Origin of the sequence: Fusibacter tunisiensis (assembly GCF_016908355.1) — a bacterium.
In the GTDB taxonomy this organism is placed as follows: domain Bacteria; phylum Bacillota; class Clostridia; order Peptostreptococcales; family Acidaminobacteraceae; genus Fusibacter_D; species Fusibacter_D tunisiensis.
Genome location: NZ_JAFBDT010000015.1, coordinates 21,396 through 35,642 on the forward strand (window position 1 = coordinate 21,396; position 14,247 = coordinate 35,642).

The 14,247-nt window shown below is 38.4% G+C and carries 13 protein-coding genes and 1 other annotated feature; all 13 genes read right to left on the reverse strand.

The genetic code is table 11. The annotated features are described in order from the left end of the window. A complete protein-coding gene (pheT, locus tag JOC49_RS09060) occupies window positions 1–2,382 on the reverse strand; it encodes a phenylalanine--tRNA ligase subunit beta (RefSeq protein ID WP_204664538.1) in 2,382 nt (793 codons plus the stop codon). 9 nt (window positions 2,383–2,391) lie between these two features. Continuing rightward, a complete protein-coding gene (gene pheS / locus JOC49_RS09065) occupies window positions 2,392–3,411 on the reverse strand; it encodes a phenylalanine--tRNA ligase subunit alpha (RefSeq protein ID WP_204664539.1) in 1,020 nt (339 codons plus the stop codon). A gap of 44 nt (window positions 3,412–3,455) precedes the next feature. Further along, window positions 3,456–3,658, reverse strand: a binding site (T-box leader). Between the two features lie 20 nt (window positions 3,659–3,678). Beyond that, window positions 3,679–4,497: a TrmH family RNA methyltransferase gene (locus JOC49_RS09070; protein ID WP_204664540.1), complete on the reverse strand. Its 819-nt coding sequence runs from the start codon at window positions 4,495–4,497 to the stop codon at window positions 3,679–3,681. Window positions 4,498–4,499: 2 nt separating this feature from the next. Then, window positions 4,500–5,150 carry a potassium channel family protein gene (locus JOC49_RS09075; RefSeq protein WP_204664541.1) on the reverse strand — a complete coding sequence of 217 codons (651 nt, stop codon included), beginning with the start codon at window positions 5,148–5,150 and terminating at the stop codon, window positions 4,500–4,502. Between the two features lie 10 nt (window positions 5,151–5,160). Beyond that, window positions 5,161–6,513, reverse strand: coding sequence for a TrkH family potassium uptake protein (locus tag JOC49_RS09080; RefSeq protein ID WP_204664543.1), 1,353 nt, complete (start codon window positions 6,511–6,513; stop codon window positions 5,161–5,163). A gap of 98 nt (window positions 6,514–6,611) precedes the next feature. Beyond that, window positions 6,612–6,809, reverse strand: a complete 198-nt coding sequence (locus JOC49_RS09085; RefSeq protein ID WP_204664545.1) for an ATP-binding protein — start codon at window positions 6,807–6,809, stop codon at window positions 6,612–6,614. Window positions 6,810–6,938: 129 nt separating this feature from the next. After that, window positions 6,939–7,940, reverse strand: a complete 1,002-nt coding sequence (pta, locus tag JOC49_RS09090; RefSeq protein WP_204664547.1) for a phosphate acetyltransferase — start codon at window positions 7,938–7,940, stop codon at window positions 6,939–6,941. A 73-nt stretch (window positions 7,941–8,013) separates the two neighbouring features. Beyond that, window positions 8,014–9,480 carry a TrkH family potassium uptake protein gene (locus JOC49_RS09095; RefSeq protein ID WP_243423669.1) on the reverse strand — a complete coding sequence of 489 codons (1,467 nt, stop codon included), beginning with the start codon at window positions 9,478–9,480 and terminating at the stop codon, window positions 8,014–8,016. Beyond that, window positions 9,434–10,813, reverse strand: a complete 1,380-nt coding sequence (gene trkA, locus JOC49_RS09100; RefSeq protein ID WP_204664549.1) for a Trk system potassium transporter TrkA — start codon at window positions 10,811–10,813, stop codon at window positions 9,434–9,436. Before trkA ends, JOC49_RS09095 begins: the two co-directional genes overlap by 47 nt. Window positions 10,814–10,936: 123 nt before the next feature. After that, window positions 10,937–11,290 carry a 50S ribosomal protein L20 gene (gene rplT, locus JOC49_RS09105; protein WP_204664551.1) on the reverse strand — a complete coding sequence of 118 codons (354 nt, stop codon included), beginning with the start codon at window positions 11,288–11,290 and terminating at the stop codon, window positions 10,937–10,939. A 25-nt stretch (window positions 11,291–11,315) separates the two neighbouring features. Continuing rightward, window positions 11,316–11,513, reverse strand: coding sequence for a 50S ribosomal protein L35 (gene rpmI, locus JOC49_RS09110; RefSeq protein WP_204664553.1), 198 nt, complete (start codon window positions 11,511–11,513; stop codon window positions 11,316–11,318). A 30-nt stretch (window positions 11,514–11,543) separates the two neighbouring features. Continuing rightward, on the reverse strand, window positions 11,544–12,104 hold the full coding sequence (gene infC, locus JOC49_RS09115) for a translation initiation factor IF-3 (RefSeq protein ID WP_204664555.1): 561 nt from the start codon (window positions 12,102–12,104) through the stop codon (window positions 11,544–11,546). Between the two features lie 152 nt (window positions 12,105–12,256). Beyond that, a complete protein-coding gene (thrS, locus tag JOC49_RS09120; RefSeq protein ID WP_204664557.1) occupies window positions 12,257–14,200 on the reverse strand; it encodes a threonine--tRNA ligase in 1,944 nt (647 codons plus the stop codon). Window positions 14,201–14,247: the final 47 nt, after the last annotated feature.

Below are 14,247 nucleotides of genomic sequence, written 5' to 3' on the forward strand. Positions count from 1 at the left end.
CTAGCGCAATTGTGCACCCAGTTCAGCCTCTAATTCTTTTAAAATTTTCGAGAACACACCATTCACCTCATCATCTGACAAAGTGCGATCTTCTGCTCTAAATATTAAAGCATAGGCCACTGATTTATGACCTTCCGAAATTTGTTTGCCTTTATACATATCAAACATTCTTATAGATTCTAATAATTTTCCCCCAACACGCCTTACAATTGTCTCAATTTGGCGTGAAGTCACCTCGTCCCTTACCAAAACTGCCATATCCCTTTCCACCGCAGGATACTTTGGAATTGGCGTAAACAGTACATCTTCAGTGGTCATTTGCATGAGTAAATTAAAATCTAAATCTGCAACATAAGACCGTACACCGATGCTGTATTCTTCTTGCACAAGGGGATGGATTTCGCCCAGTGTACCAACCAAGTGCTTACCCACAAACAAATTGGCACATCTTCCTTTATGATAAGTTGGCGCATTGGCTTCTTTCTCAAAGAAATAGTCCTTTACATGCATGCCATCCAATAAACTCTCAACAATACCTTTTAAGCTATAAAAATCTTCTTGTTCACCGAAAATTCCAATTGTCAGCATTTTCCGTTCAATTGGAAGGTCATTTTCTCTTGGCAAAAAGACACTGCCCATTTCAAATATTCTAACCGACTGATTTTTACGGTTGTAATTTCTTGAAAGGACTTCAAGTACATTTGGCACCAAAGAGCTTCGCATAACACTAAACTCTTCACCCAAAGGATTAATTAGTTCAACTTGATTTCTAAGATAACTGTTTTCGCCAAGTCGAATTCTGTCCAAATCTCTCTTTGAAACAAAGGAATACGTTAATATCTCATTAACCCCTGAGGCAAGTAATTCTGTCTTAGCCGTTTTTTCAATCCTCTGACCATTGGTTAAAGCCCCCCATGTTGCCGCTTTGGGAAGTGTCATTTGAATCTTATCATACCCATATAAGCGGGCTACTTCTTCAACCAAATCAATTTCTTTATCAAGGTCTAATCTGTAATGTGGTGGTACAGCAACAAGGCCATCTTCTCTTTCCACACGAATATCTAATTTTTTAAGAAAACCTATGACGTCTTCTTCTGTTAAATCCGACCCAATCACTTGATTAATTCTGCTTATCCTAAATGGAATACGGACCTTATCTTTTGGGTTTGGATAGACATCAATTAAACCAGGGACAACTTTTCCAGCACCTAAGGCTTCAATTAAATGACAAATTCGATTGACTACGATTAAGGGGAGTTGGTCACTCACACCTTTTTCATATCTGGATGAAGCTTCAGATCTAAGGCCAATTTCTTTGGATGTTTTTCGGATGGACGTTTTATCAAATGTTGCCACTTCCAAAAGTACACGTTTGGTCTCAGGTGTAACTTCTGTATTGGCACCACCCATTACGCCTGCAAGGGCAATTGCCTTCTTAGGGTCTGCAATTACAAGCATATCCTCTTCAAGAGCCCGTTCTTTATCATCTAGTGTCACAATTGTTTCGTTTGGTTTTACACGTCTTACAATGATTTTACCTTCATCCACACTGTCAAGATCAAACGCATGAATCGGTTGGCCATATTCCAACATAACATAATTTGTAATGTCTACGATGTTATTAATTGGACGCATACCAGCCTGCATCAATCTAATTTGAAGCCACATTGGTGAGTTTTCAATTTTAATATCCTGTACGACTTTTGCAGTATATCTTGGACATAAATCCGGATCTTCTATGACAACAGAAGCATATTTTTCAATCTCTGAAGAAGCCTTGTCTTCATATACTTTAGGGTGTACAAGCGTTTGATCAAATGACGCGGCAACTTCTCTTGCCATCCCAATCATACTCAAACAGTCTGATCGATTTGGCGTAATTTCAAAGTCTATAATAGGATCACTCAATTTTAAAGTTTCAAGGAAGGGCATGCCCAGCGGGTATGCTTGATCCAAAATTAAAATGCCATCGTCAAATTCTTTTGGTATAACCGAACCATCAAACCCAAGTTCGTCAAAAGAACAAAGCATACCATTAGATACTTCTCCACGCAATTTCCCTTTTTTGATTTTAACGCCACCTGCTATTGTCGAGCCGTGTAACGCAACAGGTATATAGTCCATTTCGGATATATTGGTTGCACCTGTAACGATTTGAATCACTTCTGCCCCTACATCAACTTGGCATACCACCAGTTTATCTGCATTCGGGTGTTGCTTGATTTCAAGAATTTTACCCACAACAACATTTTCAATTTGCCGTGTGAAATCCGTTATGCCTTCATTGTTTGAACCAGTCAACACCAATCGGTCCACCAATGTCTTTGTTTCAATTCCATCTATATTGACATAATCTTTCAGCCATTCTACAGGTACTCTCATTACTGCCTCCTAAAATTGCTTAATCAATCGCACATCGTTTTCAAACAGAATGCGAATGTCATCTATTTCATATTTTAACATTGTAATACGGTCCAAACCCATTCCAAATGCAAAGCCTGTGTACTTTTCAGAATCAATACCACATTCTTCAAGAACGTTTGGATGCACCATACCACACCCCAAAATTTCAATCCAACCGCTGCCACTACAAAACCGACAGCCTTCCCCACCGCATTTAAAACAGGACACATCCACTTCACCACTCGGCTCAGTAAATGGAAAATAATGGGGTCTAAACTTAGTCTTGGTCTGGTTCCCAAAAAGACGTTTCGCAAACATATCCAATGTCCCTTTTAGATCCGCCATTGTTACATTTTCATCGACGACCAACCCTTCAATTTGATGAAACATTGGAGAATGCGTTGCATCTATCTCATCATTTCTAAAACATCTTCCAGGTGCAATAATCCTTATTGGTGGTTTTTGTTGTTTCATTGTCCGCACTTGAATGGGTGATGTTTGCGTTCTAAGCAATAGATCTTCAGTAATATAAAACGTATCGGATAAGCTTCTTGAAGGGTGATCAATAGGTGCATTTAGGGCATCAAAATTGTGATAAACTGTATCCACTTCAGGCCCTTCTGCAATTTTAAACCCCATACCTAGAAATATATCCATAATTTCATCTAAGGCTACATTTAACGGGTGTTTATGTCCCCTTTCATGTTTTTTAGACGGCATCGTCACATCGATGCCTTCCTTTTCAAGTTGCGCATCCATTTCCACTTTCTTTTTTTCTTCTTTTACCTGTTCCAATATAATTTCAATTTCTTCACGTACGGAATTTGCCACTTTCCCAATTGCAGGGCGTTCTTCAGCAGACAGATCCTTCATATTTTTTAAAACTGACGTAATTTCACCTTTTTTTCCCAGATATTTAACCCGAATCTCTTCAAGTTCTTTCAGCCCCGGCGCCGAATGGATTTCTTCTGTTGCACTTTTCAGCAACTGGTTCAAAATCTCTTTCATTTAAATTTCTCTCCTTTACAAAAAAATAAAAAAACCGCATCCCTGAAAGGGACGAAGTTTATCCGCGGTACCACCCATTTTGACTCAGCTGAGTCCTCTCAAAGCCTTAACGCGGCACACGGCGCTCCCTACATATCAAAAGCGCATCTCCAGAGTGAACTTCAACTGATTGGTTTTAAAAAGCTTTCACCCCTGCTTTTCTCTCTAAAAAAACCGCCAAGCCTACTCTCTCCATCTTCGACATTTATTTTCAATACAGCAATAATATCACAAATTCAAATCAGACTCAAGCATTTTATATATTAGAATACCAGCGGCGACACCTGCGTTAAGTGACTCCGCCACACCTCTGATTGGAATTTTAACCCGAATATCAGACGCCTGTAGAAGCATATCCGATATACCATTTCCCTCATTTCCAATAATCAAGCAATTGCGTTTGGAAAAAACAGAATTCCTCGAATACGCTACAGCATTTTCAAGGGCAGAAGCAACAATCAAATAGCCAAATTCTGATAAAGCAGTGACAAACGCTACCGGATCTTCCACTTCGTAAAAAGAAACATTAAAAATAGACCCCATTGTACTGCGCATAACTTTATCGTTAAAAATATCAACACACCCTTTGACAAGGACGATATCTTGAATTCCGGCCGCCTCGGCAGTTCGGATAATGGTTCCCATGTTCCCAGGATCTTGAATTCTATCCAGCATTAAAATAGAGCCCATACGCGTTTCTATCTGAATTCGATCAAAAAGTTGTTCCTGCTTCATTTTAAGTGGCATTTCCAGAACGCCAATAACACCTTGAGGCGTTTCTGTGCTGGTAACTTCTTTAAGAACAGCCTCTGAAATCAAATGCACACGATTAACTTTTTCGAAAAGTTCTGGCAATTGGCTTCTTAAACTTTCTAACCCTTTTTCAGTCAGATAGACCCCATAACAGGTTATACCAGCTTTTATAGCCAATTCCAAGGTCTTGATGCCTTCAACAATGAATTTAGACTCACGCTCTCTGTGCTTCTTTTGATGTAGAGATTTCAAAAATTTCACTTGGGGATTTTTTGAAGAAGCAATTTCAATCACTTTTACCTCTTTTCAATTTTTTCTAAATCTTTATTATGTCCTACAACAACAAGAATATCATCTTTCAATAAGACTTGATCCGGCTCAACATTGATGTCCATTTCGTCCCCTCTGCGAATGGCAATTACAGAAATGGAATACCGCCTTCTCATATTAATTTCAACCAATGTTTTTCCAATCCACTCATCATTCATGTTAATTTCAAGAATGCTGTAATCAGGTGCTAAATCTATAAGTTCCAGAACATTACTAGAAATTAAGCTCTTTGCTACCTTAATGCCCATTTCTTTTTCAGGAAAAACAACTCGATTGGCACCAATTTTATAAAGTACTTTTGCGTGCATCGTGTTTTGTGCTTTTGCCACAATATGCTTAATGCCCATCTCTTTAACCATTAGGGTCACTAAAATGGATGCTTGTATGTCAGACCCAATCGAAATAATTGCAACGTCAAAATTTCGAATTCCAAGCGCCTTAATGGCATTTTCATCTGTTACATCTGCTTGAACCGCGTATGTCACTTTATCGGAAATGTTCTGTATAATTTCGGCACTTGCATCCACCGCCATTACTTCACTCCCCATTTCAGCTAACTTTACAGCTAAGCTTTCTCCAAATCTCCCACACCCTATAACTACAAATTGTTTTCCCATTCTTATCTCCTTATCCGACTATGATTTTACCTTCTGGATACCGAATCAGTTGCTTTTTAATGTGTCCAGGATGGCTTAAAGCCAAAACAATGGTGAGCGGTCCAAGACGTCCAAAGAACATTAGTATCGTGATCATAAGTCTACCGACTGTACTTAATTCCGCAGTAATGCCCAATGAAAGACCAACGGTACCAAAAGCACTTAATGTTTCAAAAAGTATTTCTTCAAACGCAAGCCCAGTTTCAGTATAGGTCAAGAGTAAAAACATGACAAATACAACAGCTGCTGAAACAAAAATAACAGCTAAAGCTTTATTTATAGTGCCTTTTGAAATTCTTCTTTTGGAAAATTCAATATCATCCACCCCTCTTGCCACTGCAAGGATTGTTAAAAACATGAGACCGATGGTGGTTGTCTTTACACCACCTGCAGTAGACCCTGGAGACCCACCAATAAACATCAGTAACATTGTTAAAACTTTGCTGGGCGTTGTAAGCGAAGCCATATCTAGGGTGTTAAAACCAGCCGTTCTAGGCGTGACGGCCTGAAAAGAAATGGCGGTTAACTTCTCGAAAATAGGCATATTCCCAATGGTCGCTGGATTGTTATACTCAAAAATGAAGAATAAAACAAAGGCAACCCCAAGAAGCACCCCTGTGATTTTTAAAACCAACTTGGAATGTAACGTAAGCTTTGAAAATTTTTGCGTTCTAAATAGGTCCACCATAACCGCAAATCCCAGACCCCCCGTAATGATTAGTCCAATAATTACAAAATTCACAAGTGGATCCCCTACATAACCGGTTAGACTTGCACCATTTCCCATAATATCAAATCCAGCATTACAAAAGGCAGAAACCGAGTGAAATATAGCGTAGTAAATGCCATTTTTAATGCCCATTTGTGGAATAAATCTAAAACTCAAAAGCAAAGCCCCTAAAGATTCAAACACCATTGTAGAGATAAAAACATATTTGGTTAAACGAATAACCCCTGCAATTGAAAACTGATTAAAGGCTTCCTGCATTAAAATTCGATTTCTCAGTCCGATTTTTTTTCCCAGTAAAATAGCCACTGTTGTTGTTAAAGTCATTAAGCCAAGTCCACCAACTTGAATTAAAAGTAAAATAATTGTTTTCCCAAAGACACTCCAGTAGGTTCCAGTATCCACAACCACAAGCCCAGTCACACAAACAGCAGATGTTGACGTAAACAAGGAATTTACAAAACCTGCGGAATTGCCATTTACTGTACTCATTGGGAGCATCAATAGAACAGTGCCAATCGCAATAACCGACAAAAAACTAAATACGATAACTTGTGCAGGCTTTAATGCTTTATTTGGATTTAATGATACGTTCATAGGCTCTCCTTATGTCTTCATTTCATACGTTTAATTGTATCAAATCTCCATTTACTTTTAAAGCAAAAAATCGGACTGAAATTACAGTCCGATTTTCATTATACATTTATCATGGTAACAGCACCCATTGGACAATAATTCAAACACTTTCCACATCCTGTACAGTCTTCTTCAGATACTGTAGGGGCTTGAAACATAGATCCTGTAACAGCTTTAACAGGACAAACCCGCTTTACAGGACAAAATGGTGATCGATCACACCTTCCATGGTCAATTCTTGCAACTTTTCTACCCATTCTATTATCACCTCTCAAAATAAAATTACAAGAACAAGTATACCCCCCTGTAGGCGGGGTGTCAATGGGTTAGCATGTTAAAAAATCGACGTATTTAGACTTCGCAAATATACGCCGATCCATTTAATACTATTTTGATTGCATTTGCGCTTGTAAAGCGGTAAGGGCTACAGTTCCAACGATATCATCAGCATAGCATCCTCTAGACAAATCATTTACAGGCATTGAAAGTCCTTGACATACAGGGCCATAAGCATTTGCACCAGCCAGTCTTTGAACAAGTTTATAACCGATATTGCCTGCATCTAAGTCAGGAAAAATAATAACATTGGCTTGCCCAGCAACTTTAGATTCCGGTGCTTTACTTTTGCCTACTTTTGGAACAATGGCTGCATCCAATTGAAGTTCCGCATCCAGTTGAAGGTCAGGTGCCAAGTTTTGTGCAATTTTTCCAGCTTCAATTACCTTATCAACATCCGGATGCGCAGCAGATCCCTTTGAAGAAAAAGAGAGCATGGCAACTTTCGCCTCTTTATGTACCAAGGACTCAAATGTTTTTGCAGAACTAATGGCAATATGTGCCAGTTCTTCAGACGTTGGATTTGGATTAAGGGCACAATCCCCAAATATAAAAATCCCTTCTTCTCCCAGGTCACAATTTGGCACTTCCATTAAGAAAACAGCAGATACCAGTTTTGTCCCTGGAGCAGTTTTTAAAATCTGAAGTGCAGGTCTTAAAACATTTGCAGTTGAATTTGCAGCGCCTGCAACCATACCACCAGCGCGTCCCATTTTAACAAGCATGACACCAAAGTATAAGGCATTCTCCAGCAGAAGTTTTCGAGCCTCTTCTTGGGTCATTCCTTTACTTTTTCTGAGCTCCGCTAAAGCTGCAGCATACGCATCCAATTCCTCAAATGTTTCAGGATTGATGAAAGTTGCATTTTCAATATTCCACTCGCCAGAGCCACTCAAAATTTCCGTCTTATTACCAACCAATATTACATCGGCAATCCCTTGTTCCAAAATTTTGTGTGTTGCTTCAATTGTTCTCGGGTCAAAAGCCTCTGGAAGTACAATTGTTTGAACATCTTTTTTTGCAATTTCAATTACCTTGTCTAAAAAAGCCATGTTACACTCTCCTTATCAATTATTTGCACCTTAATTATATGATAAAGCACCTGTGTATACAAGATACAGATTATTAATCTTTCCGCCAGTGATTTGGTGTAAACAGTAAAAAGATTGTAAATAACTCCAATCGGCCGAAAAGCATTAACACAGATAAAACAATCTTACTGGGCGACGATAAAAAAGCATAGGTTTGTGTCGGACCAAGACGTCCAAATCCCGGGCCAATATTGCCAAGAGAAGCTGCCGATGCACTTGCAGCACTTACGAAGTCTACACCCTCAATGGAAATAAACAAAGTCCCCGAAATAAACAAAAGAACATACAAAAAGAAAAAACCAGTTATATTGGCAATCACATCGGATGACAGCATCTTACCATTTAATTCAACAGGGACCACGGCACGTGGATGCATCAGCTTTACAAATTCACGCTTTACTAACTTGTACAAGATAACCAACCGAATTACCTTAATAGACCCACCAGTTGACCCCGCACTACCACCAATAAACATGACAAAAAAGAGTAGAGCCTTACTAAAATTGGGCCATAAGTCAAAATCTGCAGTGGCATAGCCTGTAGTTGTCATAATAGAAGCCACTTGAAAAAAACCATGTTGTATGGCATCAATAATTGAATCATAATACCCCAAAAGACTTATGGACATTAACGTCGAAATCGCTAAAAAAATAGAGATATAGACTTTAAATTCAATATTCTTAAAAATATTCCCAATTCTGCCACGATACAATTCATAATACAAGGCAAAATTCACACCAGAAGCCACCATAAAAAATGTAATTACAGTGTAAATATACCTACTGTTGAAAGCTGCAATGCTTGCATTCCGCGTTGAAAATCCACCTGTTCCTACAGTCCCAAATGTATGAATCAACGCTTCATATAAATTCATGCCGCCAACCATTAACAAAAGAGTCTCTATAACCGTAATCCCTAGGTAGGCAATATAAAGTATTTTTGCAGTATCTTTCATTTTAGGAACCAATTTGTCCGATATTGGTCCCGGACTTTCGGCTTTAAAGATTTGGAATGCCCCTACGCCAAGTGTTGGCATGATAGCAAGTGCCAGGACAAGAATTCCCATCCCCCCCAACCAATGAAGGAGAGACCGCCAAAACAGAATGCCATAAGGCAACACTTCAATATCATCTATCACAGTGGCACCAGTCGTTGTAAGGCCTGAAACTGTTTCAAAAAAAGCGTCCACATAATTGGGAAGCGCGCCAGATAGAACAAATGGTAAAGCGCCAAAAGCACTTACCACAATCCAACCCATTGTCACAATTGTAATGGCCTCTTTTGTTTTAATTCTTTTGGATCGAACTGGTAGCTTTGACATGGCATAGCCAAATGTCAAAATCAATACAATGGTCATTAAAAACGCATTAAAATCGTGTTGACCATAGAAAAAAGAAATCCCTAATGAGGGCAATAAGGCTGCTGCCTCAAACATCAACAAATTTCCTAAGACCCTATTTACCATGCCATAATTCATTAATGAACCCTCTCTTCGTTCCATAGAAAAACTCTTCCAAACGATGTGTTTCTTCCTTTAAGCAGAAAACAATCACACGATTTCCAGGTTCAATAACTGTTTCACCGTTTGGTATATATACTTTTCCATTTTTCACAACTGAACCAACAATAATGCCCTCTGGTAGGTTTACAGAATACAAAGGCTGGTTAACCACCAAGGACTTTTCATTTACAATAATTTCAACGACTTCAGCTTGGCCCCCTAAAAGCATGGCAATCGATAGAATTTTGCCCCCATAAATATTTCTCATAATACCTGAAGCAGTTACTAAAATTGGGTTGATCACATGCTCTGTTCCTAATTGCTCAATAATATCAACATAATTTGACTTGCTCACTTTTGTTACAACTTTAGGAACACTGTTCTTTTTAGCAACCATTGACAGAAGTATGTTTTCCTCATCAAACCCTGTTAAGGTGACGACAGCATCCATGTCTCCAATACCTTCTTCTATAAGTAAATTGATGTCTGTGGCATCGCCATGGATGACGAGAACTCTTTTCAGTTCTTGAGCCAAGTACTTGCAGCGCTCTTTATCGCGCTCAATAATCTTAACCGAAACATCTGTCTTTAATAATTTTTTTGCCAAATAAAACGCTGCCTTCCCACCGCCAATAATCATGACGCGTTTGGCAGACTTTTGTGCCACAGAAATACCATTTTGCTTTATAAACTCATGAACCTCATCTTTTACACCTATAACATATAGGATATCCTCTTTCAAAACAATTGTATTTCCATGTGGAATAATCATAACGCCACTTCTTAAAATACCAATGATCAATACTTTATGGGGCAAATCAATTCCTTTAAGCGGTTGATCAATCAAAGCTGATTTGTCAACCACCTTCATATCACTCATAATAACCTTACCTTTGGCAAAGTCCTCTGTGTTTACACCTTCTTTTTTAAAGAGTGTCTTAAAGATTTCCTTGGCTACTTCAAATTCAGGATTTGAAACATAATCTATGTTCAAATTTTGTTTTAAAAATTCCAATTGATCCATATGTTCTGGATTACGAATTCTAGAAATCACTTTTTTACACCCAAGTTTTTTTGCCAATGTAGCAATAAGCATATTGAGTTCGTCGCTACTGGTCACTGCAATTAAGACATCTGCTTTTTCAACGTTGATTTCTTGTAAACTCGACAAATTAAGGCCATTGTCATTTACCGTTAAAAGATCCAAGTGTGCACTTGCTTTGAGAAGGGCCTCATTGTTAATGTCAATTAGGGCAACATTATTGTCTTTAAGTGAAAAGAGTTCTGACAATTGATAACCCAATTTTCCAGCACCCACAATTATTACATACATACAACGCCTCCAAATCATATACTTCGAGTACATTCAGTTTAACAAAGCCCAAGTGGTCTGTAAAGGCAATAAAAAAGTCGACGGTTAACCGCCGACCAAACATACATATAACAGATGCTTAAACTAGATGTGTGTCTTTGCCACTTCAACCAATTTAGCAAAGTCCTCTGGATGATGAATTGCCATTTCTGACAAAACTTTTCTATTCATGTCTATATTCGCTTTTTTAAGTCCATTCATGAATTTAGAATAGCTTAAACCATTTTGTCTAGAAGCTGCATTGATACGTGCAATCCATAATTTTCTAAAATCTCTTTTTCTAAGTTTTCTACCAACATAAGATGATCTCAAAGAACGCATAACTGCTGGATTAGCAGCTCTAAATACAAGACTTTTTTGTCCATAAAAACCCTTTGCGAGTTTCAGTACTTTTTTATGTTTTTTCTTGGCGTTTACGGCGCCTTTTACTCTAGCCATTTCCGATACCTCCTAAAATTTCTTCCTATAAATAAGGCAATAATGTTTTTACACGCTTCATATCTGAAGCGCTAACTACTGTAGACTGTCTCAATCCTCTTTTTCTCTTAGAAGACTTCTTAGTTAAGATATGGCTTGTAAAGGCCTTACTTCTTTTAAGTTTACCGCTACCTGTCTTTTTAACTCTTTTAGCAGCACCACGATGTGTTTTCATTTTTGGCATAATGATGTTCCTCCTTCCGGTGATCTCTAATTATTTTTTAGGCGCAATGGTTGCTACCATGCTTCTACCTTCCATTTTTGCCGGGGTTTCTACAGTTCCAACTTCATCTAGCACTTCTATGAATCGCTTTATGACTTCATACCCTTGTTGTGTATAGCCCATTTCTCGACCTTTGAATCTTAATGAAACTTTCACTTTGTCCCCACTTTGCAAGAACTTGGAAGCGTTTTTGGCTTTGGTTTCCAAATCATTTTTTTCAATGTTCAGTCCTAAGCGTATTTCCTTAACAGCAGCGCTCTTTTGCTTCTTACGCGCTTCCTTGTCACGCTTTTGCTGTTCATATCTGAATTTACCGTAGTCCATGACTTTGCAAACCGGTGGTTTCGCATTTGGCGCAATTTTCACAAGATCCAACTTATGGTCAAGTGCAATTTTATAAGCCTCTTTTGCAGACATAAGTCCTAATTGCTCACCATCATCTCCAATAACTCTTACTTCCGCGTCGCGAATCTGTTCATTAATTTCAGCTGTTTTGATAATATACACCCCCTGTGTACGATAGAAAAATAAAAACGGCAGATGAGAATTCATCCGCCGCAAGTCGTCTTTATCAATGCATGATAAACATACAAATCAAAAATCGTATTAACCATATGAACGCAATTGTTATATGGTGAGAAGCGGACTTCTTCTTCCTGTCACATTGACTCAATAAATATACCATCTCTATAGTAAGTTGTCAACTATTGTTCTTCATTTTTATTGAAAAAAGATTTTAACCCACGTTCTGAAATTTCATCCAATAAGGATTTTGCAAACACTTCCAATTCAAGACTTCCCAATTCACCAATGTCTCTTGACCGAACTGAAACTCTATTCTCTTCAGCTTCTTTATCCCCGATAATCAACATATATGGGTTTTTCTCAAGTTGAGCTTCCCTAATTTTAAATCCAATTTTTTCGGCCCGGTCATCAAGGTTGACACGTATGCCCATCCCCTTAAGGCGGCTGGCTACTTCTTTAGCATGTGGAATGTGTCTGTCTGCAATTGTAAGAACCTTAACTTGAATTGGCGCAAGCCAAGTTGGAAATTTCCCAGCAAACTCTTCAATCAAAATGCCCATAAATCTTTCTACGCTACCAAAAGCAACTCTGTGAATAACAATGGGTTGATGCTTTTCACCATCTTTCCCAATATAGGAAAGTTCAAATCTTTGTGGCAGTTGCATATCCAATTGAATGGTACCACATTGCCAAGTTCTGCCCAGTGAATCTTTTAAGTGGAAATCAATTTTCGGGCCATAAAACGCCCCATCACCGGGATTCAATTTATATGGCATCTCCAGTTCCTCTAGAGCAGCCTGTAAGGAATCTTCAGCATGTTTCCAATCTTCATCAGAACCCATTGATTTTTCAGGACGTGTAGACAACTCTATATGATAACTGAAACCAAATTTTTTGTAGACTTCATCAATCAAGTTAACAACGCCAATAATTTCGTCTTTAATCTGCTCAGGCAACATGAAAATATGCGCATCATCTTGTGTAAAAGCCCGAACCCGCATTAAACCGTGAAGGGCTCCAGACAATTCATGACGGTGTACCCTGCCAATTTCACCAACCCGCATAGGCAGATCTTTATAAGATCTTAAATCTGTTTTATAGACCAACATGCCCCCTGGACAATTCATCGGCTTGATGGCATAATCTTCTTCATCAATTCTCAAAGAATACATATTTTCTTTATAGTGAAACCAGTGGCCAGACGTTTCCCACAAGTGTCTATTTAGAATCATTGGGGTTTCAACCTCAACGTATTCGGCACGCTCATGTACTTCTCGCCAATATTTAAGCAGTTCATTTTTAACCACCATACCGTTTGGTAGCATAAACGGAAAACCAGGCCCTTCTTCCATTAAAGCAAATAATTTGAGTTCCTTACCTAATTTTCTATGATCGCGTTTTTTTGCTTCTTCAAGCATTGTCAAATGTGCTTCCATCAAAGATGCTTTTGGGAAAGAAGTTCCGTAAATCCGCTGTAGCATTTTATTTTTTTCATCACCTCGCCAATAGGCACCCGCCAAGCTTAAAAGTTTGATACTTTTAACTTCTTTTGTGGACTGAACATGACATCCCGCACACAAATCCACAAATTCACCTTGCTTGTAAAATGAAATAATTTCATCTTCTGGCAAGTCATTTATAAGTTCAACTTTGTAAGTTTCGCCTTTTTCAGCCATAAATGCAATGGCTTCATTCCTTGGCAGCTCAAATCGCTCGAGCACCAAATTCTCTTTGATGATTTTTTGCATTTCTGCTTCTATGCGTTCTAAATCTTCTGGAACAAACTTATGGTCTGTGTCAAAATCATAGTAAAACCCGTTATCAATTGCAGGACCTATCGCAAGTTTTGTTCCTGGAAACAATCTTTTAACAGCCTGAGCCATAATATGCGAACTGGTATGTCTAAAGGCATGTGCACCTGCTTCATCTTCAAACTTAAACAAACTCAAAGTAGAATCTTCCATAATTGGATAAGAAAGATCAACTGTTCTTCCATTAATTTCACCCACAATTGCTTCTTTTGCCAATCTACCTGAAATGGATTTGGCAACTTCATAAACTGTTGTGCCTTGATCATAATCTCTAACTGAACCATCTTTTAATGTTACTTGAACACGCTTCATATTAACGCCTCCTTTTAAGAAATAAAAAAACTCTCATCTCTAGCATA